Here is a 22,799-nt window from a genome sequence, read left to right on the forward strand (position 1 = left end):
GGCGCCGCCGGGGGTCGGCCTCGGTGAGGGCGGTGTCGGACGGGTCCCTGCAACCCGTTCGGCGCCGCCGGGGGTCGGCCTCGGTGAGGGCGGTGTCGGACGGGTCCCTGCAACCCGTTCGGCGCCGCCGGGGGTCGAGCCCCGTCGAGGGGCGGTGTCGGACGGATCCCCTGTGCCCGTCCGGCGCCGCCCTACCGGCCCCAGGACCGGCGTGCTCAGCCGGCCGTGACGAGCTCGAAGGCTCCACTGGACAGGAGGCTGCGGACCGTCGCGTCGACCACCTCGGCCGCGCGCGGGTGGCCGCCGTGGACCGCGACCGCAGCCGCGGTGAGCGCCTTGATGCCCAACGGCTCGGCCGCCGCCTGCCACAGCGTGGCGGCCAGGCCCGGCAGGCCGAGCGGGACCATGCCGACGACGGCGAGGGTCGCTCCTTCGGAATGCAGCGCGAAGCGGTACGACGCGCGGCGGACCCGACCGGCAGTGGACCAGCCGGTCACGTCGCCTCCCGCCGACGCCTGACGGGCCTCGGTGCCGTCGCCCAGGCACGGGCCCGGCTCCCAGGTCCAGTCCATCCGCGGGGGGACGGCCGGGGGGCGGACGAGCCCCTCGAGCAGCGCCCGGCAGTCCGCGATCTCGCGGTACCGCAGCCGCCACGGCCCCCCACCGGCGCACAGCGCGCCCGCCAGGGCCGTCGCCGGCTCCGCCATCCGCAGCCAGGCGGAGGTCTGCGGGATGACCTCGACGGCGGCCTCGACCAGGCCGATCTCGGTGAGGGTCGGCGCGTCGACGGCGGGGTCGCGCTCGAGGACGACGACCCCACCCAGCCGCAGCCGGTCCGGGGCCCGGACCAGCCCGAGCTCGTCGGGAGAGGACTCGATCTTGTCGTGGGGTGAATCGGGGTCGACGACGACCGAGAGCGGCTTGGGGTAGGCGCGCACCGTCAGGTCGTCCTCGATCGCAACGGTCTCGTCGCTCACGTAGCCGAAGGACCGCCCCAGCGTCCGCGCGGCCGTCGTCTTCCCCGTGCCGGAGGGCGCGACGAGGGCCAGGGTCGTCCCGTCGGGGGCGGCGACCCCTGCCGCGTGGAGCAGCAGGCAGGCCCCGCTGCGCCGCCCGATCGAGGCGACGGTGAGGGCGCGGGACACGGCGTACGGCACCGCGTCGTCGTGCACCCGGTACGGGGAGCCGTCGATGATCACCGCGTCGTCGGCGCGGGTGATGACGAAGTCGCGGACGTCCTCTGCCTCCCCGCCGAGGTGGGGCGGTGCAGCCCGGCGCCACAGCTCGCGCATCCGGGCATCCAGAGGGGCCCCGAGCCCGTGGACGTCGAGCCGCCATCGCGCGCCGAAGGCGTCGACGGCGCTCGGCCCCGGGGCGTCGCCGGCGTGCTCAGGCATACCGTGCGGCCGCATCGAGGGCGCGACGGACGTAGGAGCCGCCGAAGAGGACCGCGTGCACCAGCAGCGGGTGGACCTGGTGCAGCAGCACCCGGTCCCGCCACCCGGTGGCGAGCGGGGCGGCCTCGTCGTAGGCCGCGAGGATCCGGTCGAGGTGCGGCGCCCCGAAGAGGGCGAGCATCGCGAGGTCGGCTTCGCGGTGGCCGCCGTGGGCCGCCGGGTCGATGAGGACCGCCCCGTCCGCGGTCCACATGATGTTGCCGGACCACAGGTCGCCGTGCAGGCGGGCGGGGGCATCCGCGGTGTCGAGCCCACCGGACCGGAGGGTGGCGGCCAGGCGGTGCAGGGGGGCGTCGGCGCCGGCGTCGAAGACGCCCCGCTCGCGGCCGAGCCGGGCCAGTGGGAGCACCCGTGCCTCGGCGTAGAAGGCGGCCCAGCTGTCCCAGGCCCCGAGCGTCAGCGGCAGCGGCTCGTCGAGAGGGCCGAGCCACCCGTCACCGGCCCAGCCGGCCGGGCCCGCGCCGAACGCGCCAGCCCCGGCCGCGTGGGTGGTGGCCAGGGCACGCCCGAGCCGCTCGGCGGCGTCCCGGTGAGACGGGGCGGGATCGAGCCGGACCAGGTCGAGGTGCGTGGCGGCCACGTCGACCACCCCGACGATCGGGGCACCCCCGGCGTCGGCGAGCCACCGCAGCCCGGCGGCCTCCCAGGCGAAGTAGCCCGGGGGCACGTCGTCGGAGGACTTGCGGTACCGGGGGGGCATTGCCACATCGTCGCACCGTGGGCCCACCGGGGATGGACATGGCGCTACAGTGCGGGTCGCACCCAGGTTGACCTCGGAGGACAGACGCATGGCCGACATCCTGACGCAGCCGCTGCCGGACGACGCCGACACCGACGCGACGACCGTGCTCGAGTCCATGAGCAACGACATCGGCGGGGTCCTGGAGTCGATGGAGGAACTGTCGGACTACCTCGAGCGGGTCGTCCACGCGGTCCGTCGGCACGTCGTCGGCTGCGACGAGGTGGGCATCACCATCCTCAGCAACGACCGCCCGCACACGGCGGCCTACTCCACCGTGCAGACCCTCGAGATCGACGCCGTCCAGTACGCCCTCGACGAGGGTCCGTGCCTCGACGCGGCCCGCACCGGTGAGGAGCAGCGCGTCGACGACCTCGCCACGGACGACGGACGCTGGCCCGCCTTCGCGCAGGTCACCCGCCAGGACGGGATGCGCAGCCTCTACGCGGTGCCGCTGCGCAGCGGTGAGGAGTGTGTGGGCGCGATCAACCTGTACGCGTGGGAGCGGAACGCCTTCGACGGCTTCGACGCCGCCCTCGTGCGCGTCGCGGCCGGCCGGTGCGCCGATGCGGTCGTCGCCCTCACCCAGCTCGACGGGATGCGACGGCTCGCCGGCCAGCTCGAGCAGGCGATGGCGAGCCGGGCGGTCATCGAGCAGGCCAAGGGCGTGATCATGGCCCTGCGTGGCATCCCGGAGCACCAGGCGTTCGAGGTGCTGCGCCGGACCTCCCAGGACCGCAACGTCAAGGTGCGGGCGCTGGCCGAGCAGGTCATCGCGGGTGTCGTCGACGGAACCGACGGGTTGCGTCCACCGGTCTGAGAGTTCTCACATAGAGTCACGGCATGGCGCGACCGCACGCGGCTGCACTCATCGAGGACGCCTATACCGACCGTAAGGCGCGCCTCCTGGAGAGGCGCGGCTGGGCGACCCGCATCGTCCCGAGCACCGGATACGGCAGCACGGCGCAGCTTCGGGTCTTCGGCCGGGTCATCATGAGCCGGCCCCGCCCGGAGGAGGAGCCCCTCGACGCGACGTACGCGGCACGGCTGCGCGCGGTCGAGCTCGAGACGCGCGGCTGGCGCGCCTTTTTCGCCGCGCCCGTCGCGGACGAGCCGGTCACGGTGCGGGTCAACGAGCGCCTGGTCACGACCCGCACCGACCGCGGTGGCTACATCGACCTCACGGTCCGCGGGCACGGGCTCACTCCGGGCTGGCACCAGGTCTACCTCGACTCCCCCCGGGCGCAGCCGATGGAGGCGCCCGTGCTCGTCGTCGGGTCCCAGGTGACGCACGGGATCATCAGCGACATCGACGACACGGTCCTGTCGACGTCCCTGCCCCGCCCCCTGATCGCCGCCTGGAACACCTTCGTCCGGTCCGAGGGGGCCCGCCGCCCGGTCCCGGGGATGGCGACGATGTACCGCGAGCTGCTCGCGTCCCAGCCCGACGCCCCGGTCATCTACCTCTCCACCGGCGCCTGGAACACCGCCCCCCAGCTGACCCGGTTCCTGCGCCGCAACGGCTACCCGGCGGGGCCGATGCTCCTCACCGACTGGGGGCCGACGAACACCGGGTGGTTCCGGTCCGGGCAGGAGCACAAGCGCGCCCAGCTGCATCGGCTGGCACGGGAGCTGCCGAACGTGCGTTGGCTCCTCGTCGGCGACGACGGTCAGCACGATCCGAGCCTCTACACCGAGTTCGCGAGCAAGCGCCCCGACCGGGTGCGGGGCATCGCGCTCCGCGAGCTGACGGCCGGCGAGCAGGTGCTGTCGCACGCCCTCCCGGTCGCCACCGACGACATCGCCCCGGCGCCCACCGCGCGCCTCGAGGTGCCGGTCCTGCGGGGCGCGGACGGGTACGCGCTCCGCCGCCGGGTGCGCGGGGTGTGGGGCGAGCGTGAGCACCCGCGCACCCTCGGCGAGTACGCGTCGGCCGTCGCCACCGGCGGTGTGGACGACCCGCCCGACTACCTGCTGCCGGACCCCGACGAGCGATAGCGTCGGCACATGCCCGAGCTGCCCGAGGTGCAGGCGCTGGCCGACTTCCTGCGTGAACGCACGGACGGGCTCGTCGTCACCGGCGTCGAGCTCGGGTCCTTCCACGTGCTGAAGACCTTCACCCCGCCGCCGGAGGCGCTCGCCGGGGCGCCGGTCGACGGCGTCTCCCGGCACGGCAAGTTCCTCGACCTCGATTGCGGGGGAACGCACCTCGTCTTCCACCTCGCTCGTGCCGGGTGGCTGCGGTGGTCCGACGCGATGCCGGCGACGAGGCTGCGGCCGGGCAAGTCGCCGATCGCCCTCCGGGTGCGCTTCGACGACGGCTCGGGCTTCGACCTCACCGAGGCGGGGACCCAGAAGCGGCTCGCGGCGTACCTCGTCAACCGGGTCGAGGACGTCCCCGGCGTGGCCGCGCTCGGGCCCGACCCGCTGGCGGACGACTTCACCGAGGAGGCCTTCGGCGCGATCCTCGCCGGGCACCGGATGCAGGTGAAGGGCCTCCTGCGCGACCAGTCGATCATCGCCGGGGTCGGCAACGCCTACTCGGACGAGATCCTGCACGTCGCCAAGCTGTCGCCGTTCGCGCTGGCCGCGACCCTGGACCCCGAGCAGGTCCGGCGCCTCTACACGGCGCTGCGCGACACCCTGGGGCACGCCGTCGCCACCGCGTCGGGCAAACCCGCGAAGGAGCTCAAGGACGCCAAGCGTGCCGGCATGCGTGTCCACGGCCGCACCGGCGAGCCGTGCCCGGAGTGCGGCGACGTCGTCCGGGAGGTCTCGTTCGCCGACTCCTCCCTGCAGTACTGCGCCACGTGCCAGACCGGGGGCAAGCCGCTGGCCGACCGCCGGACGAGCAAGTTCCTCAAGTAACGGTCCGGTCGCTGTTCCCCTGGCCGGTCGAGGCGATCGGGTCTAGGGTCTGGAACCGACGCGTCGGGGGGAGACCGGCGCCCGAGGGGGAGGACCCACCATGTCCGTCGTTCACACCCGCCGTCGGCTGCTCGGCCGAGGCGCCATCGCCGTCGCAGCGCTGGCCGGGGCGCTGGCCGGCGGGCCGGCCCCCGCCGCCGTGGCGGCGTGCCCACCCGACGACCAGTGCACCTCGCTGCCCAACGTCAACGCAGGCCGCGTCCTGCTCGCCGCGACGCTCGACCCGTACCGCACGGACTCGGTGACGACCGCGCACGACCACGTCCTCCGGGTCGAGAAGGCCCTCGTTGCCGAGGGGTACCTCGCGAGCACGTGGTCCGACGGGTACTGGGGGACGACGACCACCGCTGCGTGGGCGACGTTCGAGAAGGCGCTGGGCCAGAACGGCGTCCACACCCGCAACGGCATTCCCAGCCCCTGGGAGCTGCGGCAGCTCGGCGGCAACCGGTTCGACACCGTCGGGTCCTACGACGTCGGCAAGCGCATCACGCTGAGCAAGGCCCCGGGCGGGCTGAGCAACGACGGCACCGACGTCGTCAACGAGCGGACCCGCGACATGTTCGTCGAGGCGCGGGCGCTGCTCACCCGGCGCGGCCAGGACAACGCCGCGAAGATGATCATCACCCAGGGCGGGTACTGCGGGGCGTCGTGCGCCGGCTCCTCGTACGGCACGCACGACGGCGGCGGCATCATCGACGTCCGGATCACCGACTACGCCGGCAACCGCACCGTCATCGACAACCGGCTCCAGGCCCTACGCGACGTCGGCTTCGCCGCCTGGGAACGCAGCGACCACATCCACGCGGTGGCCGTCAACGACTACCAGATGGCCTGGACCGTCCACGGCGACACCACGCCCCCGGCCGACGTCCTCGACCAGGGGTACCCGCGCGGTTACTGCCAGGTCTACGAGTGGACGTTCAAGAAGGACGGGCTCGGCAACTGCGACGACCGGGTGCCGTCGAGCTCGCCGCAGCGCACGGTGGTCACGTGGGAGGACTACCAGGCAGCCCAGGGCTGATCGGGTCCCCTGCTCTGGGATGCTGGAGGGATGAGTGAGTTCCCCGAGGTCCCCGTGACCGACGTGCCCGACGACCAGGCCTTCCTCGACATCCGCGAGCAGGACGAGTGGGACCGAGGGCACGCCCCGACCGCCGTGCACATCCCCATGTCCGAGCTGCCGCAGCGGGTCGACGAGCTCGCGCCCTTCCTCGACCGCGACGAGCCGCTGGTCATCGCCTGCCGGTCCGGTGGGCGGGTCCAGCGCGTCATGCCGTGGCTCGCGCAGCAGGGGTACGAGGTGGCCAACCTCGCCGGCGGGATGCGGGCGTGGCTGGCCGCGGGGCGCCCCATGGACGCCAAGGACGGCGAGCCCACCGTCTCCTGACTCGTTGGATCTCGGGGGCGCGGACAGTCGGGTGAGCGGACGACCCGGCCGCGGCACACCGGTTCGTCAGCGTGGCGCGGCTTCGGACCCCGTGCCGGCCTGACATTCCGGAGTGACCCCGGAATGTCAGGCGGGGGGTCAGTGGGTGAGCTTGAGGCCGATGACGCAGCCGACGACGCCGAGCACGAGCAGGATCCGCACGATCGAGACCGCTTCCTCCCCGGTGGCCATTGCGTACCCCACGGTGAGCACCGCGCCGATGCCGACCCACACCGCGTACGCCGTGCCCACGGGCAGGTCGCGCATCGCGAAGCCGAGGCCGAGCATGCTCGCCAGGAGCGCCACCGCGAAGACCACGATCGGGCCGACGCGGGTGAACCCCTCGGCGCGACCCAGGGCGGTGGCCCAGACGGCCTCGAGCACCCCGGACAGGATGAGGACGAACCAGGACATGACGCACTCCTTCGAGCCGTCTTGTCGCGTGTCCGGGTACGGCGTCCCTCGTCCGGGAGCCCGTACCGGGCTCTGCACCCAGGGTCGCACGCCGCCGCGGCGGGCAGCAATCCGGCGAACAGCATCATTAGGCGCCGGGCCGTCCCCCTCGATCGGTTCGTCTCACGTCGTCTAGCGTCAGGGATAGATGACCGTAGCGAGGCGAATCGGAGGCCGGCCCCCTCGGACGGCTGCCGCCCGACACGCGATGCCGCTCTCTGCGGATGTATCGGGTGGGCGCTAGAGAACCTCATACGCTGCGATCGTGGACCCGATCCGGAACCCGTACGCCCCTGGCGCCGGCCAGCGCCCGCCCGAGCTCGCCGGGCGCGACGAGCAGCTCGATGCCTTCGACGTCGTGCTCGAGCGGGTGGCGCGCGGCCGGCCGGAGCGCTCCATCGTCCTCACGGGGCTGCGCGGCGTCGGCAAGACCGTGCTGCTCAACGCGCTCCGGTCCGCCGCGGTGCGGGCCGGATGGGGGACCGGCAAGCTCGAAGCGCGGCCGGACCAGTCGCTGCGGCGACCGCTGTCCTCGGCCGTGCACCAGGCCGTGCGCGAGCTCGGGCCGGCCGGCGGAGCAGGGGACCACGCCCTCGGGGTCATCCGGTCCTTCGCGCAGCGCGAGCCCGTGGCGGCCACCCGCGGAGGTGCCGCGCCCAAGCTGCGTGACCGCTGGAACCCGGGCATCTCGGTGCCGGCGGTGGCCGGGCGGGCCGACTCCGGGGACATCGAGATCGATCTCGTCGAGCTCCTCTCCGACCTCGGCGGGATGGCAGCCGACACCGGGCGCGGCATCGCCGTGTTCATCGACGAGATGCAGGACCTGGAGCCCGACGACGTCTCGGCCCTGTGCGCGGCCGCCCACGAGATCAGCCAGACGGGGTTGCCCCTCATCGTCGTCGGGGCCGGCCTGCCGCACCTGCCGGCCGTGCTGTCGGCATCGAAGTCCTACTCCGAGCGCCTGTTCCGCTACTCCCGGATCGACCGGCTCGACCGCGCCGCCGCCGAGGCGGCGCTCGTCCGTCCCGCGCAGGAGGAAGGTGCGGAGTACGCAGCCGACGCGCTCGCGGCGCTGTACGCGGCCACCGGCGGCTACCCGTACTTCATCCAGGCGTACGGGAAGGCGGTGTGGGACAGGGCTCCCGGCTCGCCCATCACGGCCGCGGACGTGGAGGTCGCCGCGCCCGAGGCCGAGTCCGAGCTGGCCGTCGGCTTCTTCGGCTCCCGGTTCGAGCGGGCGACGCCCGGCGAACGCGAGTACCTGCGCGCGATGGCGGAGGTCGCGGCCGCCTCCGGCGCCGACGAGATGGACGCCGTCCCGACCGCCGACGTCGCGGCCCACCTCGAGCGCAAGCCGCAGTCGCTCTCGCCGGCACGTGACGCGCTGCTGAAGAAGGGCCTCATCTACTCGGGCGAGCGCGGCCTCATCGCCTTCACGGTCCCGCACTTCGGCCGGTACCTGCGCGACCACACCTGACCGCTCGGCGCCCACCTGACATTGCTTCCACAGCACGCCTCAGCTCGAAGGGCCCCGGCTTCCGCGGCCCCGAGTCACCCAGGTACCGCCCGTTGTGGGGTCACCTTCGATCGTGGAGTCCGGGCGCGTGCGCGTCCCCGCGCGGTCCCCCGACCTGTGCTCACCCGTCGAGCCACGACGACGGTCGACCACGATCGCAACGATCGCAACGACGACGATGGCCCCGATCGCCCATCCCCACATCCACATGTGCGTCTCCTTTCGCCGCTCTCGCGTCACCGATGGGTCCGTCCAGGCTCGCCACGGAGGTCCCTTCTCGTGGGCCCGAGCCCTCAATCGAGGAGCAGTCCCGCGTTGACGAGGTGGCGTACGTAAGGGAGGACGTCGACCGTGGAGGGGGAGAGGATCGCGACGCTCAGATTGTGGGCGGGGTAGACGGCCACGACGCTGCGGTAGCCGACGGTCCCGCCCCGCATGCCGTATCCGTCTATGTTCCACCTGAGCCAATGGGGCGTCGTGAAGTCGAAGGTCGCCAGACCGTAGCCGGGTCCGACGTTCTGGTCGAAGTCGGTGAGCTGGGCCACGCTCGCGGGCGCCAGCACGAGCCCGCCGTAGAGGGCGTAGCCCCACTGGGCCACCGATGCAGCGTCGCCGGCGACCCCATGGGACGCCGCGATGGCGCTGGCCAGGGAGCGGAACGGGAGGTAGGGCCGACCGGTCTGGCCCTGGGGAAGGTCCTCGTCCTCGCCGGGGGCGGCGATCGGTTCGGGTAGACGCTGCTCGTCCTGGTAGGCGAGCCGCTCGAGCCCGAGCGGCGTCCACAGATCGCCGTCGATCGCGGTGGCGGTGCTGCGACCCGACACCTTCTCGAGAACGAGGGCGGCCAGGACGTAGTTCGTGGTGTCCTCGTAGAACGTCTCGCCGGGGGGCGCCGTCGCCTTCGGCACGGGAGCGAGGAACTGCTTGGTCGACCAGTGCGTGTCCGGGGTGGTGAACACGGCGGCGTACGGCTCCTGGCCGGGGTCGGGGATGCCGGCGCGGTGGCCGAGGAGCTGGCGGGTCGTGACGCCGTTGGCGAGCTGCCGTGCGGGGACGTAGGTCGAGGCCGGACGATCCAGGTCGAGCTTCCCCTGCTCGGCGAGCAGCAGCGCCTCGGCGGCCACGAAGGTCTGAGTCACGTTCCCCAGCGACATGCCAGAGGTGGGCTCGAGACGGGCCCCCTGCCCGTCGACGCCGACGGCCGCGCTCCAGACACCGTATGGCGACACGACGGCAGCGGTCGCGCCCGGCATGAACTCCCGGTCGATCCAGCGCTGCATCTCGGCGAGCATCGGCGTGCTCCGGTCGGCGGGCAGGGCAGAAGTCGGCGGCGCCGGCCACGGGAGTGCTCTGGAGGACAGGATCGGCGTCTGCGCGGGCCTGGTCGTCGGCAGGACGGACGGGTCCGAACCCATTCTCGAGCCGGTGCACGCGGCGAGCATGAGGACCGAGAACAGCGCCGCGCCTGACCGGGCCGACATCCCCATGGCCACCTCCCGACCACCGAGCCCGCGCCTCGGCAACGGACGCAGGCGTCCCGCGGTCCAGTATCGACCCGGGCCGCTTCGGGGACCATAGTCACGTCGGACCCTCCCCGAGGCCATCCCGGGTCGTCGCCGACGTTGGCGCCGCACTCCCTGGGCTGGCGGGGGCCCGTCGGCTCGGGCACGATGGCCGCGTGCGGGCTCGTCGAGCCCGCCGGGGGAAGGCCCGGGGCGCCACGAGGCGGGTCCGGGCGTCGATTCGTCGGCGGCCGCAGGGCCGTCGCAAGGGGGTTCACCATGATGAAGAAGATCGCGCTGCTCGGCGCGGCCGCGGCACTCGCCGCGGCGACACTGGCGACGGCACCGGCGGCCCAGGCCGCCACGGCCAAGAACGGGGTGTGCGAGACGGGCGAGTTCTGCCTGTACTACAACTCCGACCACGGCGGCTCGCTCGTCGACCTCGCGAACAGCCAGAAGGACTACGGCACCGGCGCGGGGTGCATCGAGTTCGTGTCGACCGGCAGCGGCAAGGGCCAGTGCATCAAGAACAATGTCGCGTCGGTCTGGAACCGTGAGTCCACCGTCGTCACGGTGTTCTACAAGAGCAACTGGTCTGGCGCCATCGACTCCATCGCCGCGGGTGACAAGGTCAATCTCCGGCCCGAGCTGAAGAACGAGAACGCCGGCCACGTCGTCGGCGTGGCGGGGAACGATACCTTCGAGTACGGCGTCTACCACACCGGGTCGGCGCGGGTCACTGCCTGGTTCGACGGCTACCTCCAGACCTCCGGCCGGCACGAGGGCATCGATGTGGCCCACCAGTCCGGCGCGGACGTGCACTCGATGCTCAACGGCACGGTCACCCGGGTCAGCGAGGGCGGGGGCACGGGCAACGACCTGTCCACCCTGGCCATCTACAACGCCGGCTTCGACAAGACGGTCATCTACCTCCACCTCAACCCGCTGAGCCTCTCGGTCGGGCAGTCCATCTCTCGAGGACAGAAGATCGGGACCGAGGCCTCCCGCGGGGCAGGCTCGTCGCACACCCACGTCGAGGTGCGCAACGGCCGCCAGACCGCGGCGAACTACAGCAGCGACAGCACGCTCGTGAACGACATCCCCACCCAGTTCTGGATGGACCGGGGCTACAACGCCTGCTGCCAGTGACGCACGCCCGCTGACCCGACGGCCCCCTCCGAGCGAGGGGGCCCGTCGCGTCGCGGGGGCGCGGACGGCCGTCGGTGCCGCGTGCCGCGCCCCAGGACGCAGCTCTCGCGGGGTCGCACTAGCGTCGGGGGCGGACCACACGACCGACGAGAGGGCGGACATGCCGGTGACGGCCAGCGGGATCAAGTACGACCGTGCGGGTGACCCGGGGCGACCATCGGTGCTGCTCGTCCACGCGGGGGTCGCCGACCGGCGGATGTGGGACCCCCAGTGGCCGGCGCTCGCGGCCGGGTTCGACGTCGTCCGGCCGGACCTGAGGGGCTTCGGCGACTCCGCGGCGGCGCCCGAGGGTGCGCTTGACCACGTCGCCGACCTCCTCGCCCTCCTCGACGGGCTGGGCGTCGACCGCTGCCACGTCGTGGGGTCCTCCTTCGGCGCCGGGGTGGCGGTCGAGCTGGCCCTGACCGCCGCCGACCGGGTGGCGTCGCTCCTGCTCGCCCCTCCGGGTGGCAGCCTGCTCGCCGCGATGACCCCGGACCTGCGGGCCTTCGTCGACGCCGAGTCGGCGGCACTCGACGTGGGTGACCTCGACGCCGCGGTCGAGGCCAACGTCGACGCCTGGGTCGTGGGCGCCGACCGCGACCGGGCCGACGCCGACCCGGCCGTCGCCGCGGCGGTGCGCCGGATGCAGCGCCGCGCCTTCGAGGTGGGGGAGGCGCTGGGGGAGCCCGAGGAGGTCGAGCTCGACCCGCCTGCGCTCGACCGGCTCGGCGAGGTCCGCGCACCCACCCTCGTCGTCGTCGGTCGGCACGACCTGGACACGAGCCGGGATGCCGCCGACCGGGTGGCCCGCGGCATCCCGGGCGCCCGCCGGGTCGACTGGCCGGATGTCGCGCACCTGCCCTCGATGGAGCAGCCGGCGCGCTTCACCGACCTCCTCCTCGACTGGCTCGCCGAGCACCGCGCCTGACCCCAGCCGTCGCCGACGGGGAGGTGCCGGCGAGCCGCACCTCAGGAGAAGGTGGCGGAGCCCGTGGCGCGCCAGCCCGGGGGCGGGTCCTCGCCGACGCGGCCGTCCACCGCCTCGCGCAGCAGGTCGGCGTGCCCGGTGTGCCGGCCGTACTCCTCGAGGAGGTCGAACAGCACGCGGCGGACGCTCGCGTGCCGACCGTCCGGCATCGAGATGTGGGCCTCGCCACCGAGTCCGCGTTCCGAAATCACCGCGGCGACAGCGGCCCGGGATCGGGCGACGGCGCCGTCGTACGTCGCGTAGAGCGTCGCGGGGGCGTCGGCATCCGCCGAGGTCAGCTCCCAGTCCTCGTCCTCGTCCCAGCCGTTGTCGTCCCAGACAGCCGGCAGGGGTGCCCCCGTCAGCTTCTCGGTGGAGTAGGAGTCCTCGACGGCGGCGAGGTGCTTGAGCAGGCGCCCGAGGGTCAGCGCGGACGCGCCGACACGAGTGCCGAGCCCCTCGGCGTCGAGGGCGTCGACCTTGTACCGGAACGTCCACCGCATCCGGTCGAGCGCCCCGAGGAGGTGCTCGGCCTCGCCCCCCGCCAGCGGCGGCTCCCACAGCGTCTCGGCGCTTCCGGGCCCGGGCGCCACGGGTGCCTCGCTCACGACAGCCGTCCGAGCAGGTCGAGCGAGCGCTCGACGACGAGCCGGGTCGCCCCTTCGTCGTAGGACGGTAGTGAGCTGTCGACGAACAGGTGCTCGCCGCCGGGGTACGTGAAGACCTCGACCGCCTCATGGTCGGCTGCGAAGGCCCGAGCGGCCTCGAGGTCGCCCTCGAGCGCGAAGAACGGGTCCGCGTCCATCCCGTGCACCTGCGCCGACAGACCGTCGGGCCAAGTCCCGAACTCCGCCGGGTCGGCGAAGCTCTCGTAGAGCAGCGCCCCCGCGATGCCCGGCTGGTTCGTCGCCACCTGGAGCGCGGCCATGACCCCGAAGGAGATGCCGGCGACGACGAAGCCCGGCGGCAAGCCGTCCGCCGCGGCGAGGGCAGGTGCCCGGACCGCGTCGAAGCCGACCGAGCGGGCGTAGGCGAACCCGTCGTCGATCGCGCCGAACGTCCGGCCGTCGAAGAGGTCCGGGGTGTGGACCTCGTGACCCGCGGCGCGCAGTGCATCGGCCAGTGCGACGACCCCGGGGGTGAGGCCCTGGATGTGGTGGATGAGCAGGACGTGTGTCATGGCGAGCACCGTAGGCCCGGTTGCGGACGGAACGCGTCCGGATCACGATGGCGTGGTGAGATCGGAGACCTCGCCCGCGGCGCGGGCCCTGCTCGCGATGGAGGCGATCCGGGACCAGCCGGGCATCACGGCCGACCGGCTCGCGGCGCGGCTCGGAGTGTCCGACCGAGCCGTGCGTCGCTACGTCGACATCCTCCGGCAGGCGGAGATCCCCGTCGAGTCGGTCCGTGGGCCGATGGGGGGGTACCGGCTCGGCCGGGGGACCCGCCTGCCGCCGGTGGCGTTCAGCGGGGACGAGGCGCTCGGGCTCGTCATGGCCGTGCTCGACGGGCACCACCCGACCGCCGACCCGTCCGACCCCGTCGGCGCCGCCGTCGCCAAGCTGCTCCGGGCGATGCCGCAGCACGTGGCCGACCAGGCCGACGTCGTCCGCCGGGCCACGGCCGCCGCGCCGGACCGTGGCGCCGCCCGGCCCGACCCGGCGACGACGGTGGCCCTGGTCCGGGCGCGCAGCGAGCTGCGCTGCGTCGCGGTCGAGTACCGATCGGAGAACGGCCGGGAGTTCAGGACCGAGGTCGAGCCGTGGGCCGTCGTCGTGCGGCACGGACGCTGGTACCTGCTCTGCCGCTCGGTCCGCTCGGGGTCGGTCCGCACCTACCGCGTGGACCGGGTCCTGCGGGTGGAGGACCTGGACCGGACCTTCGCGCTGCCCCCCGCCCTCGACCCCGTCGCGACGCTCGAGGAGCATCTGGGGGTCGGGTGGGAGCACCCGACCGAGGTCGTCATCGACGCACCGATGGCCGAGCTGGCCTGGCTGAACCGGGCGATGGGCCGGCTCGAGGCGGTCGACGCGACGAGCACGCGGCTCGTCGGCAGCACGAGCGACGTGAACGGCTACGCGCATGACCTCGCTCGCCTCCCGGCCCCGTTCCGGGTCATCGCCGGCCCGGAGCTCCGCGCGGCCGTCGACGCGCTCAGCCGACGTCTCGCCGACGCGACGCGGGCGACACCCGCCCCGTAGCGCGCCCGGGACCCCGCACCTCACCCGGGAACCCCGCACCTCACCCAAGGAGTCTTCCCGGGCGATGTGACGGCTTCCCGGGTGAACTGGCGCGGCCGAGCCCGGTCAGCGCGGGGGCAGTCCGTGCAGGCGCTCGTGGCCCCGCCGTCCTCCAGGTGCAGCGCCATCCGCGTGGAGTCGGGCCCCCGGCCGGACACCTCGGCCGGGTCAGGGGTTCTCAGATGCCGCCGAGCCCACCCGGGAGGTCCGGATTCGAGCCTTCCTGATCTACTCGCTTGTGGGCCGGTAGATCCTCCTTGCGAATGGTCCCGCTGGCCCGTCGTCTGCGAAGCATGAGCACCACGACGAGGAGGGCCGCCGCCAGAGCCAGGGCCCACACCCACCACATGGTCGGTTCCTCCCTACCGGGGGGCTCGTAGCCTCCACCGTCACGGATGTCCGGGCGGTGGAGGTGACGATCCTCCGCCTTCTTGCTGCCTGACGAGCCGCGTCGATTCTCGACGACGACCGCCAGGACGAGGGCCACGACGACGGCCAGAACCCACCGCCACGTGTCCGACTCCTTCCGCGGACGTCGCAGATCGCCCTCCCAGGATCCGCCCGTGCTGCCCGGTTGTCCAGGTGTCGCCGTCGAGTCGAAGCGGGCGCCCCGCCGTGCTCTGAAAGCGCCCGGCTTCGTGCCTGGTTTCAGTGGGGCGCGAGGCGGTGCAGGACCACGTCGTGGACCCCGCCGTCGGCCAGGCGCAGCGTCATCCAGGTGAAGTCGGGCTCCCGGCGCCGGTCCGTCGGCGAGCCGGGGTTGAGGAGGCGGAGCCCGTCGTGCGAGGTGTCCCAGGGGATGTGGCTGTGCCCGAAGACGAGCAGGTCGACGTCGGGGTAGTCCCGACGCATCCGCTCTCCCCGGCGGTCCTTGGAGCCGGTCTCGTGCACGACGGCCACACGCACGCCCTCGACGGTGGCGCGGGCCACCTCGGGGAGCCGGGCCCGCAGATCCTCGCCGTCGTTGTTGCCCCAGCATCCGAGCAGGCGGGCCGACCGGGCCTCGAGACGGTCCAGGAGGTCGACCTCCATCCAGTCGCCGGCGTGGATGACGAGGTCGGCCTCGTCGACGGCCCGCCACAGCGCCGGCGGCAGGTCCTTGGCGCGCCGGGGCAGATGGGTGTCGCTCATGAGCAGGACGCGGCTACCGGTCACCCGCACCACCCTGCCACCCGCCCCGAGCCAGGGACCCGCGAGGGGCCGAGCCGCACGATGGCGACCCGGCCCCTCCCGGTGGTGCTGCCGTGCGTCAGCCGAGGTCGGCCCGCGAGGCGAGCGTGCCTCCGGACCCATCGAGCCAACCGACGAGGACGCGGGCATCCTCACCCGGTGCCTCGTCCAGGTCGAGAGTCACCGCGGACCTGCCCGCCGGGACCTCGACGGTGCGCGAGCCGACCGTGCCGTCGGCGTCGACGACGAACACGTGCGCCTCACCCGGCCCGTTGGCCCTCATCTGCACGGTCACGGTGTCGCCCGCTACCGAGGCCGACTCGGCCCACCCGGCGTCGCCGCGGGTGCTGGCGGGGTCGCCGGCGAGCGGCACGTCGATGCGCACCGCCTGCTCGATGCTCTGCGGGCTGTCGAGCGAGGACAGCGCCGTCGTCGGGATGACCGGCTCCGGCGCCTCGCTCGGACGGTCGGCCGGGGGCTCGTAGCCCGGGAGCGTCGCGACGCCCCAGCGGTACGGGTCGCCCTGCACGCCGCCGAAGGTGGACCAGCCGATGCGGCTCTGCCCCGTCTTGTCCTGGGTGTCGGAGTCGTAGACGAAGATGTTCAGCCCCATGTGCTCGGGGTCGATCGCCCCGGGCAGCTCGGCCATCGGGATCGCCACCTCCACGGTGTACCCGTCGAACGGCTCGGCCACCGTCGAGGCGACCTCCATGCCCGGGGCGGTCTCCGCTGCCGGACCCTGGCGGTTGTCGGCGTCCCGCAGGCCGCACGCGGGGCCCTCGGTCGTGGCCGGCAGGACCGCCGCCTTGAACGTCGTCGACGTGTTCTCGCTGTCACCGCGGGGGTCGACGGCGATCTCGACCGAGTCGGTCCGCCAGTGCCGCTTGCAGTCCGAGGTGTCGAGCCGGGTGCCCAGCACGTCGTCGGTCACGTGGACGAGGACGTTGAGGGTGTCGTCGTGCCAGGCGACCTTGGCCGTGGCCGAGCAGTCGGCCGCGGACTCGCAGGCGCTGCCCTCCCACCGCCGGGAGATGTCGATCGCCTCGCCCGGGTACTCGCCGTCACCCTCGACGCCGTCGACGACCGGCGCGGCCGAGGCCTCGTCCACCGCCGTCGTCGGGACGAGCTCGAGTGCTGCCCGGCTCGTGGCCGGCCCCGCTGCCGTCGTCGTGACGATGGAGTAGGCGTAGTCACCGGCCGCGGCCCCGGGCGTGCCGCCCTGGTTCGCGGTCGGCAGCGAGGAGTCGGTGTTGGTGACGGTGAAGGTGACGCTGCCGTCGGCACCGGCCGCGAGCGGGCCGTACGCCCGGCTCGCGGGTGACGCCGAGAAGCCGTCCGGCAGGTCGAGTGAGACCTCGCCGGACTCGGCGTCGGACCCGTTGTTGTGCAGGTCCACCCGGACCTCGCGGGAGCCGCCGGACGGCAGGGTCAGGACCGGGGTCACCGTGCCGCTCAGCTGCGGCTGGTGCGCCTCGTCGGGAGCCCAGTCCTCGAAGACGGCGACCTGGGGCAGCAGCTGCTGCTGCGCCGTCACCGACGGCACGACCTCGACGACGCGGTCCGAGTAGCCGGACCCGGCCTTCGTCGACAGCCGGGCCGCGACCCGCTGGCGCTCACCGGAGGTCGCGTCGGCCGCCGGGGTGACCGTGAAGGTCTTCGTGACGGTCCGGCCCGGGGTCAGCGTGCCGAGCGCGCCCGACCCCGTGGCTGTCCAGCCGTCGGGGAGGTCGAGCGCGACCGAGGCGCCCGGCAGGGCGCGCTTCGGAGCGGTGACCGTCACCGTCGCCTCGAACGGCGAACCGGCGAGGACGCCGTACTGCTCGGTGTCGACCCGCAGACCGGTGCCGAGCGGGACGGCGCCGGGGGCCCGGACGACGGACCCGGCGAGGGCGGCCGAGGACTGCTGGGCCGCCGCCGTCCCCGGCTCGGCGAAGGGGACCCGCGAGTCGATCTGCCGGAAGTAGTCGCAGCCGATCTTGGCGGGGTCGCTCGGCACGTCGGGGAAGCTCGCCCATCCCTGGGAGGCGTACTGCCGCTGCGCCTCCCGCTCGACCTCGGCCCAGGTGCGGCCGTCGGGCGCGGTCTCACCGGCCCAGACGCCGTAGACCGTCTGGGTGGGGTCGGTGAGGCTGATGTCGCTCATGCAGCGCTCGCCGGTGGGCCCGGTGGCCCGGCCGCGCATGAGCAGCTTGTCGGGGGAGAAGGGCTCGAGGCCCTCGTCGGTGATCTGCTCGGGGAAGCGGGACGGGTCGCCGGCCACCTCGAATGCCTCGATGGCGAGCCGTGCGGCGTGCTGGTGGTTGCCGTGGTTCCCCGGCGACGGGGCCGGGTCCATCGTCGAGAGGATCTCGGGCCGGGTCTCGCGGATGATCCGGACGACCTTGCCGAGCACCTGCTCGTGGTCCCACACCTGCTGGGTCAGGGCGTCGCTGACGGTGTAGTAGAAGTCGACCTCGTCGAGGTTGAAGATCTCGGTGATGCCGGCCCGGGCGACGGCCGCGCGCTCCTCCTGCTCGCGGAGCAGGCCGAGCGCGGGTCCCTCCTCGGGTCCGACGGCGTTGCCGCCGCCCTCCCCGCGGGTGACGGTGACGACCCCCGTCCGCAGGTCGTGCTCGTCCCCCCACTCGCCGTAGGCCGACAGCTGGAAGGCCTCGTCGTCCGGGTGGGCCCCGATGAACAGGGCCCCGAGGTCGACCGGGGTGCCGGCCGAGGTGGTCGCGTCCGGCGGCTTCGGGCCCCCGGCTCCGGGCGCCGCCGTGACGGCTCCCGCCCCGGCGAGCGCGAGCGCGGCCGCTGTCGCGACGGCTCCCGCTGCGCGCCGGGTGGCGCGCGCTCTGGTGTCGAACCTGGTCATCGTTGACCCTCCCTGTCGTTCTGTCGGATTCCCCTGCGTGGTGTTACTCCCGGACGGCCCCTTCGAGCATCCCGGCGATGAAGTGGCGCTGCAGGAACAGGTAGAGGACGACCACGGGGGTGGCGACGATGCACGCCCCGGCCGCGAGCAGGGTGAAGCCCTGCGTGTACTGCCCCTGGAAGAACGCCAGCCCGAGCGGTGCCGTGCGCAGCGACTCGGAGACGACCATGACGAGAGGGACGAGGAACTCGTTCCACGTCCACATGAAGACGAGCACGGTGAGCGTGACGATCGCGGGCCGGGCCAGCGGCACGAGCACCTGCCACAGGATGCGCCAGGTCGACGCGCCGTCGAGCCGGGCGGCCTCAACGATGGAGCGGCTCGAGGAGCGGAACCAGGCACGCATCCAGAAGGTCCCGAACGCCACCGACTGCGCGATCTGGGGGAGCACGATCGCCCAGATGGTGTCGGTGAGCTGCAGCGCCCGCAGGTCGTAGTACAGCGGCACGAGGACGGCCTCGCTCGGCATCATGATGCCGACGAGGAACACGTAGAACAGGACCGTGGCGCCGCGGAAGCGCATCGTCCCGAGGGCGTACCCGGCGAGCAGCGACAGGACGAGGCTCACGACGACCACGGTGCTCGAGACGAGCAGGCTGGTCTGCAGGTAGGTGCCGAACCTGCCCTGGTCCCAGGCGGTGACGAAGTTCTCGGGGTGCAGGCCGAGGACCCCCCCGGTCACCGAGGCGCCGGCGGCGTCGTCCGGGCCGAGCGCGGCCACGACGACGCTGAGCACCGGCCAGAGGGCGAACACGGCGAAAGCGACGAGCACGACGTAGTTGGCGGTGGCCTCGCCACGGTTGACGCGCATCAGCGGTCCCGTTCCGCGATGCGGGTGATCCCGAACGAGATGGCGAAGATGATGACGGTGAGGACGACCGCGATGGCGGCGGCCGAGCCGACGCGGCCCTGCTGGAAGGCCCGGTTGTACACCTCGTAGGACGGCACCGACGTGCTCGTCCCCGGCCCGCCGCGGGTCGTGACGTAGACGAGGTCGAAGGTCCGCAGCGCCGCGATGACGGTCAGGGTCAGCGCCACGGCGATCTCGCCGCGCAGCGCCGGCAGGGTGACCGTGAAGAACTCGCGGACCGGGCCGGCGCCGTCGAGGCGGCAGGCCTCGTACAGCTCACCGGGGATCTTGCCCATGCCGGCGAGGAGCAGGACGGTGACGAGGCCGATCTCGAACCAGGTGCCGATGAGCCCGACCGCGGGCAGCGCGGCGGTGTAGTCCCCGAGCCAGCCGCGGGTGAGCCCCCCGAGCCCCAGCGCGCGCAGGAGGTCGTTGACGCCGCCGTCCGGGGAGTACATCCGCCGCCACGCGACGGCGATGACGACCATCGCGACGACCTGCGGCAGGAAGACGACGGTGCGGAAGAACCCGAGGCCGCGGACCCTGGCGCGGCCCAGGATCGCCGCCAGGACGAGCCCGACGGCGAGGGGGAGCACGGCGTAGAAGCCGATGAGGACGAGCGCGTGGCCGAACGAGGCGCGCAGGGCGGGGTCGCGAACGACCTCGACGTAGTTGTCGAGCCCGACCCAGGTGGCGAGGGTGTTGCCGTTCCAGTCGTACAGCGAGATCTGGACGGCCCGCCCGAGCGGGTAGAGCAGGAAGGCGGCGTAGACGAGCAGCGCCGGCAGGGCGTACAGCCAGCCGACGTTGCGGGGCTCCCCGGGCGGGCCGGAACGGTGGCGCGGCCGGCCCGGGGAGCTGACGCGGTGCGGGACCGCGGTCGTCGTGTCCGTCATCCGTTCTGCGCGACGAAGTCGCCGTAGTCCTTCTGGACCGTCTCGAGGAACTGCTCCGGCGTCGCCTTCTTCGCGAGGAGATCCTGCAGTGCGGCGCCCAGGGTGTCGGCCATCGTCGGGGTGGCGTAGTCGAGGTACGGCACGAGCGCGTCGTCCTCGACGGCGGTGCCGAACGCGGTGAAGACGTCCTGCCCGAGCGCGTTGGGGGCCTTCTGGGCGGCCGTGTCGGCCACCGGGAGGTTCTCGTTCTCGGCGAGCACGGTCATCGCGTCGGCGTTCGTGATGAAGTCGATGTACGCGGCCGCGGCGTCGGGGTGCTCGGTCTTGCTCGAGACGGCCCACGGGATGCCGGTGCCGCCGGTGGCGACCGGAGTGCCCTGCGCCGGCGGCGGGAGGACGAAGGTGACGTCGTCACCCATCGCGCTCGCCAGGTCGGCCTGCAGCCAGGTGCCCGCAATGAGGTAGGCGCCCTCGCCCTTGGTGAAGTCCTGCCAGGCCGGGTCGTAGCCGAGGCCGTTGACGTCCTTGGACAGGTATCCCTGGTCGACCCAGTCGACGAGCGTCTGTGCGGCTTCGGTGTTCTCGGGGGTGGTCCAGCTGCCGCCGGGCTGGCCGAAGCCGAGGGTGCGGATCTGGTCGGCGGGCGTCGTCTGCGCCTGCACGGTGCCGAAGACGTGGATGGCCGGCCACTTGTCGAGGTTGCCGAGGACGAGCGGCAGCTCGCCGGCGGACTTGACGGTCTCGAGGCTGGCCTCGAAGTCCGCCCACGTGGCGGGGACCTCGTCGACGCCGGCGTCCTCGAGCAGGGCGGTGTTGGCGAAGATGCCGACGACCTCGCCGACCTGGGGCAGGCCGTACAGGTTGCCGGTCCCGAAGGTCGTGCCGTCCTCGGAGTAGCTCGAGTACTTGCGCACCGACTCGGGGTAGCGCTCGCCCCAGGCGTACGCCTCCGCGTAGCGGTCGAGCGGCAGCAGCTGCCCGGCCTGGACGAACTTGCCCATGTCGGGGCGGCCGTTGTTGGCCTGGAACACGTCGGGCGCGTCGTTGCCGGAGAGGGCGAGGCCCAGCGTCGTCTTGAGATCGTCGAAGGACCGGGTGACCCGCTCGATCGTGATGTTGGGGTACTTCTCCTGGAACTCCTTGTTGAGCTGCTCGATCTGGGCCGCCTGGCCGCCGCGCACCTCCTGGTCCCAGACGGTCAGCGTGACCTCGCCCATCGAGGCGGGGTCGGTGTTGACGTCTCCGCTCGGCTGCTCGCTCGGGCTGCTGCCGGTGGTCGAGCCGGGCGTGCAGGCGGTCAGGGCGAGTGCCCCGAGCACGCTTGCCGCGAGCAGGGTGGTGGTCGGACGTCTCCTCATGCGGATGCTCCTCGGTGACGGGTGGTGTCGGGGGGGTATCCCTCGACGTCGACGTGGCGGGCGATGGTGGCGGTGGCGCGGTGGACGGCCCCGAGCGGGACGTGGGGGACGAGGTCGTCGAGGAACTCGTAGCGGCGGCGCAGCGACCGGTGGTAGCTGTCGGTGGCGGCGCCGTCGCGCAGCCCGTGCCACCAGTCGGCGATGTCACCCCAGCCGGGGGCGGCGAGGGAGCCGCCGAAGTGCTGGACGGCCAGCGCCGAGCAGAGCGACGCGAACGCGACGCGCTGCGGCAGCGGCCATCCGGCCACGGTGCCGAGCACGACGGCCGCGCCGAAGACGTCGCCGGCGCCGGTGGGGTCGAGCGCGTCGACGCGCAGTGCCGGGACGACGGCCTCCTCGCCGGTGCGTGAGTCGATGGCCAGCGCGCCTTCCTCGCCGTTCGTGACGACCGCGAGCGGGACGAGGTCGGCGAGCACGTACAGGGCCTCGTTGGGGGTCCGGGTGCGGGTGTAGGCCATCGCCTCGACGGCGTTGGGCAGGAAGGCGTCGCACACCTGCAGCTGGTCGAGGAGGTCGAGGGGCCAGCGACCCGTGGGGTCCCAGCCGACGTCGGCGAAGATGAGCGCCCCGCCCGCCTTGGCCTTCTCGACCCAGGTGGGCCCGTCGGTGCCCAAGAGGGGGCGGTCGGGGGTGAGTTCGGCCATGACCGCGCGCGACCGGGGAGGGTCGCCGATCAGGGCGGAGGCCTCGATGGGCGGCGGGTGGCCGTGGCTGACCATCCCCCGGTCACGGGCGACGGCCATCGACACGGTCACCGGCGAGTGCCAGCCCTCGAAGCGGCGGGAGCGGCTGAGGTCGACATGCTCCTCGTCGGCGAGGGTGTCCCAGCAGAAGTCCCCGTAGGCGTCGTCCCCGAACGCGGCGGCGAGCGAGGTGCGCAGGCCCAGCCGACGGGCCGCGACGGCGAGGTTGGCGATGCCGCCGGGGCAGGACCCCATCCCCTCGGCCCACACCTCCTGCCCGCCTTCGGGCAGCGCCTCGAGACCCGTCATGATGATGTCGAGGAACACCGTCCCCCACACGAACACGTCGACGTCGGGGTCGCCGTCCCGTCGCAGTGCAGCGAGCGGGTCGAAGGCCTGCGAGGACACGGTGGGGCTCCTTGGTCTCGTCGGTGAAGTCGCCAGCATGC

The 22,799-nt window shown here is 73.3% G+C and carries 21 protein-coding genes and 1 riboswitch; of the genes, 9 read left to right on the top strand and 12 right to left on the bottom strand.

What is annotated here, in order from left to right; all coding sequences use genetic code 11:
* Window positions 1-215 precede the first annotated feature (215 nt).
* Window positions 216-1,397, bottom strand: coding sequence for a hypothetical protein (locus Q0963_RS05190; protein WP_299443655.1), 1,182 nt, complete (start codon window positions 1,395-1,397; stop codon window positions 216-218).
* Window positions 1,390-2,157 carry a fructosamine kinase family protein gene (locus Q0963_RS05195; RefSeq protein WP_299443658.1) on the bottom strand — a complete coding sequence of 256 codons (768 nt, stop codon included), beginning with the start codon at window positions 2,155-2,157 and terminating at the stop codon, window positions 1,390-1,392. The genes Q0963_RS05190 and Q0963_RS05195 overlap by 8 nt, the downstream gene beginning before the upstream one ends.
* A gap of 88 nt (window positions 2,158-2,245) precedes the next feature.
* On the opposite strand from Q0963_RS05195, the gene Q0963_RS05200 reads away from it, so the two are divergent.
* The 5 genes from Q0963_RS05200 to Q0963_RS05220 all read left to right on the top strand — a co-directional run bounded on the left by Q0963_RS05200 (window position 2,246) and on the right by Q0963_RS05220 (window position 6,511).
* On the top strand, window positions 2,246-3,016 hold the full coding sequence (locus tag Q0963_RS05200) for a GAF and ANTAR domain-containing protein (RefSeq protein WP_299443661.1): 771 nt from the start codon (window positions 2,246-2,248) through the stop codon (window positions 3,014-3,016).
* A 23-nt stretch (window positions 3,017-3,039) separates the two neighbouring features.
* Window positions 3,040-4,194 (top strand): App1 family protein, encoded by a 1,155-nt coding sequence (locus tag Q0963_RS05205; protein WP_299443664.1) that lies wholly within the window; start codon window positions 3,040-3,042, stop codon window positions 4,192-4,194.
* Window positions 4,195-4,203: 9 nt separating this feature from the next.
* Window positions 4,204-5,064, top strand: coding sequence for an Fpg/Nei family DNA glycosylase (locus Q0963_RS05210; RefSeq protein ID WP_299443667.1), 861 nt, complete (start codon window positions 4,204-4,206; stop codon window positions 5,062-5,064).
* Window positions 5,065-5,164: 100 nt separating this feature from the next.
* Complete coding sequence (locus Q0963_RS05215; protein WP_299443671.1) at window positions 5,165-6,145, top strand: hypothetical protein; 981 nt, start codon at window positions 5,165-5,167, stop codon at window positions 6,143-6,145.
* A gap of 30 nt (window positions 6,146-6,175) precedes the next feature.
* Complete coding sequence (locus Q0963_RS05220; protein ID WP_299443674.1) at window positions 6,176-6,511, top strand: rhodanese-like domain-containing protein; 336 nt, start codon at window positions 6,176-6,178, stop codon at window positions 6,509-6,511.
* Between the two features lie 138 nt (window positions 6,512-6,649).
* Here Q0963_RS05220 and Q0963_RS05225 read toward each other — a convergent pair whose 3' ends face one another.
* A complete protein-coding gene (locus Q0963_RS05225) occupies window positions 6,650-6,964 on the bottom strand; it encodes a multidrug efflux SMR transporter (protein WP_299443676.1) in 315 nt (104 codons plus the stop codon).
* A gap of 10 nt (window positions 6,965-6,974) precedes the next feature.
* A riboswitch (guanidine-III (ykkC-III) riboswitch) is annotated at window positions 6,975-7,040 on the bottom strand.
* Window positions 7,041-7,268: 228 nt separating this feature from the next.
* Between Q0963_RS05225 and Q0963_RS05230 the strand changes: the two genes are divergently transcribed.
* Complete coding sequence (locus tag Q0963_RS05230; protein WP_299443679.1) at window positions 7,269-8,480, top strand: ATP-binding protein; 1,212 nt, start codon at window positions 7,269-7,271, stop codon at window positions 8,478-8,480.
* 332 nt (window positions 8,481-8,812) lie between these two features.
* On the opposite strand, the gene Q0963_RS05235 is transcribed toward Q0963_RS05230, so the two are convergent.
* Window positions 8,813-10,000 carry a serine hydrolase gene (locus Q0963_RS05235; protein WP_299443682.1) on the bottom strand — a complete coding sequence of 396 codons (1,188 nt, stop codon included), beginning with the start codon at window positions 9,998-10,000 and terminating at the stop codon, window positions 8,813-8,815.
* Between the two features lie 300 nt (window positions 10,001-10,300).
* On the opposite strand from Q0963_RS05235, the gene Q0963_RS05240 reads away from it, so the two are divergent.
* Together Q0963_RS05240 and Q0963_RS05245 are read left to right on the top strand one after the other, a co-directional pair.
* Window positions 10,301-11,170: a peptidase inhibitor family I36 protein gene (locus Q0963_RS05240; protein WP_299443685.1), complete on the top strand. Its 870-nt coding sequence runs from the start codon at window positions 10,301-10,303 to the stop codon at window positions 11,168-11,170.
* Window positions 11,171-11,330: 160 nt separating this feature from the next.
* Complete coding sequence (locus Q0963_RS05245) at window positions 11,331-12,140, top strand: alpha/beta fold hydrolase (protein ID WP_299443688.1); 810 nt, start codon at window positions 11,331-11,333, stop codon at window positions 12,138-12,140.
* Between the two features lie 41 nt (window positions 12,141-12,181).
* Here Q0963_RS05245 and Q0963_RS05250 read toward each other — a convergent pair whose 3' ends face one another.
* A complete protein-coding gene (locus tag Q0963_RS05250; protein ID WP_299443691.1) occupies window positions 12,182-12,787 on the bottom strand; it encodes a DUF664 domain-containing protein in 606 nt (201 codons plus the stop codon).
* Window positions 12,784-13,359, bottom strand: coding sequence for a dienelactone hydrolase family protein (locus Q0963_RS05255; RefSeq protein ID WP_299443694.1), 576 nt, complete (start codon window positions 13,357-13,359; stop codon window positions 12,784-12,786). The genes Q0963_RS05250 and Q0963_RS05255 overlap by 4 nt, the downstream gene beginning before the upstream one ends.
* 55 nt (window positions 13,360-13,414) lie before the next feature.
* Here Q0963_RS05255 and Q0963_RS05260 point away from each other — a divergent pair, with 55 nt between their 5' ends.
* Window positions 13,415-14,380, top strand: a complete 966-nt coding sequence (locus tag Q0963_RS05260) for a YafY family protein (RefSeq protein WP_299443697.1) — start codon at window positions 13,415-13,417, stop codon at window positions 14,378-14,380.
* A gap of 687 nt (window positions 14,381-15,067) precedes the next feature.
* Here the strand turns inward: Q0963_RS05260 and Q0963_RS05265 are convergent.
* From Q0963_RS05265 to Q0963_RS05290, 6 genes are all read right to left on the bottom strand, one after another.
* Window positions 15,068-15,574, bottom strand: a complete 507-nt coding sequence (locus Q0963_RS05265) for a metallophosphoesterase (protein WP_299443700.1) — start codon at window positions 15,572-15,574, stop codon at window positions 15,068-15,070.
* Between the two features lie 94 nt (window positions 15,575-15,668).
* Window positions 15,669-18,443: a sugar-binding protein gene (locus Q0963_RS05270; protein ID WP_299443703.1), complete on the bottom strand. Its 2,775-nt coding sequence runs from the start codon at window positions 18,441-18,443 to the stop codon at window positions 15,669-15,671.
* Between the two features lie 43 nt (window positions 18,444-18,486).
* A complete protein-coding gene (locus tag Q0963_RS05275) occupies window positions 18,487-19,314 on the bottom strand; it encodes a carbohydrate ABC transporter permease (RefSeq protein ID WP_299443706.1) in 828 nt (275 codons plus the stop codon).
* On the bottom strand, window positions 19,314-20,249 hold the full coding sequence (locus Q0963_RS05280) for a carbohydrate ABC transporter permease (RefSeq protein WP_299443709.1): 936 nt from the start codon (window positions 20,247-20,249) through the stop codon (window positions 19,314-19,316). The genes Q0963_RS05275 and Q0963_RS05280 overlap by 1 nt, the downstream gene beginning before the upstream one ends.
* On the bottom strand, window positions 20,246-21,607 hold the full coding sequence (locus Q0963_RS05285; RefSeq protein WP_299443712.1) for an extracellular solute-binding protein: 1,362 nt from the start codon (window positions 21,605-21,607) through the stop codon (window positions 20,246-20,248). The genes Q0963_RS05280 and Q0963_RS05285 overlap by 4 nt, the downstream gene beginning before the upstream one ends.
* Window positions 21,604-22,758 (bottom strand): carbohydrate kinase family protein, encoded by a 1,155-nt coding sequence (locus tag Q0963_RS05290; protein WP_299443715.1) that lies wholly within the window; start codon window positions 22,756-22,758, stop codon window positions 21,604-21,606. The genes Q0963_RS05285 and Q0963_RS05290 overlap by 4 nt, the downstream gene beginning before the upstream one ends.
* Window positions 22,759-22,799: the final 41 nt, after the last annotated feature.

The organism is uncultured Phycicoccus sp., assembly GCF_947495705.1.
Lineage (GTDB): Bacteria > Actinomycetota > Actinomycetes > Actinomycetales > Dermatophilaceae > Phycicoccus.

Coding starts and splice junctions, on each gene's coding strand:
- Q0963_RS05210 (WP_299443667.1), top strand. CDS start 4,204: ATGCCCGAGCTGCCCGAGGTGCAGGCGCTGGCCGACTTCCTGCGTGAA.
- Q0963_RS05225 (WP_299443676.1), bottom strand. CDS start 6,964: ATGTCCTGGTTCGTCCTCATCCTGTCCGGGGTGCTCGAGGCCGTCTGG.
- Q0963_RS05235 (WP_299443682.1), bottom strand. CDS start 10,000: ATGTCGGCCCGGTCAGGCGCGGCGCTGTTCTCGGTCCTCATGCTCGCC.
- Q0963_RS05255 (WP_299443694.1), bottom strand. CDS start 13,359: ATGACACACGTCCTGCTCATCCACCACATCCAGGGCCTCACCCCCGGG.
- Q0963_RS05190 (WP_299443655.1), bottom strand. CDS start 1,397: ATGCCTGAGCACGCCGGCGACGCCCCGGGGCCGAGCGCCGTCGACGCC.
- Q0963_RS05240 (WP_299443685.1), top strand. CDS start 10,301: ATGATGAAGAAGATCGCGCTGCTCGGCGCGGCCGCGGCACTCGCCGCG.
- Q0963_RS05220 (WP_299443674.1), top strand. CDS start 6,176: ATGAGTGAGTTCCCCGAGGTCCCCGTGACCGACGTGCCCGACGACCAG.
- Q0963_RS05200 (WP_299443661.1), top strand. CDS start 2,246: ATGGCCGACATCCTGACGCAGCCGCTGCCGGACGACGCCGACACCGAC.
- Q0963_RS05245 (WP_299443688.1), top strand. CDS start 11,331: ATGCCGGTGACGGCCAGCGGGATCAAGTACGACCGTGCGGGTGACCCG.
- Q0963_RS05270 (WP_299443703.1), bottom strand. CDS start 18,443: ATGACCAGGTTCGACACCAGAGCGCGCGCCACCCGGCGCGCAGCGGGA.
- Q0963_RS05215 (WP_299443671.1), top strand. CDS start 5,165: ATGTCCGTCGTTCACACCCGCCGTCGGCTGCTCGGCCGAGGCGCCATC.
- Q0963_RS05280 (WP_299443709.1), bottom strand. CDS start 20,249: ATGACGGACACGACGACCGCGGTCCCGCACCGCGTCAGCTCCCCGGGC.
- Q0963_RS05195 (WP_299443658.1), bottom strand. CDS start 2,157: ATGCCCCCCCGGTACCGCAAGTCCTCCGACGACGTGCCCCCGGGCTAC.
- Q0963_RS05205 (WP_299443664.1), top strand. CDS start 3,040: ATGGCGCGACCGCACGCGGCTGCACTCATCGAGGACGCCTATACCGAC.
- Q0963_RS05275 (WP_299443706.1), bottom strand. CDS start 19,314: ATGCGCGTCAACCGTGGCGAGGCCACCGCCAACTACGTCGTGCTCGTC.
- Q0963_RS05285 (WP_299443712.1), bottom strand. CDS start 21,607: ATGAGGAGACGTCCGACCACCACCCTGCTCGCGGCAAGCGTGCTCGGG.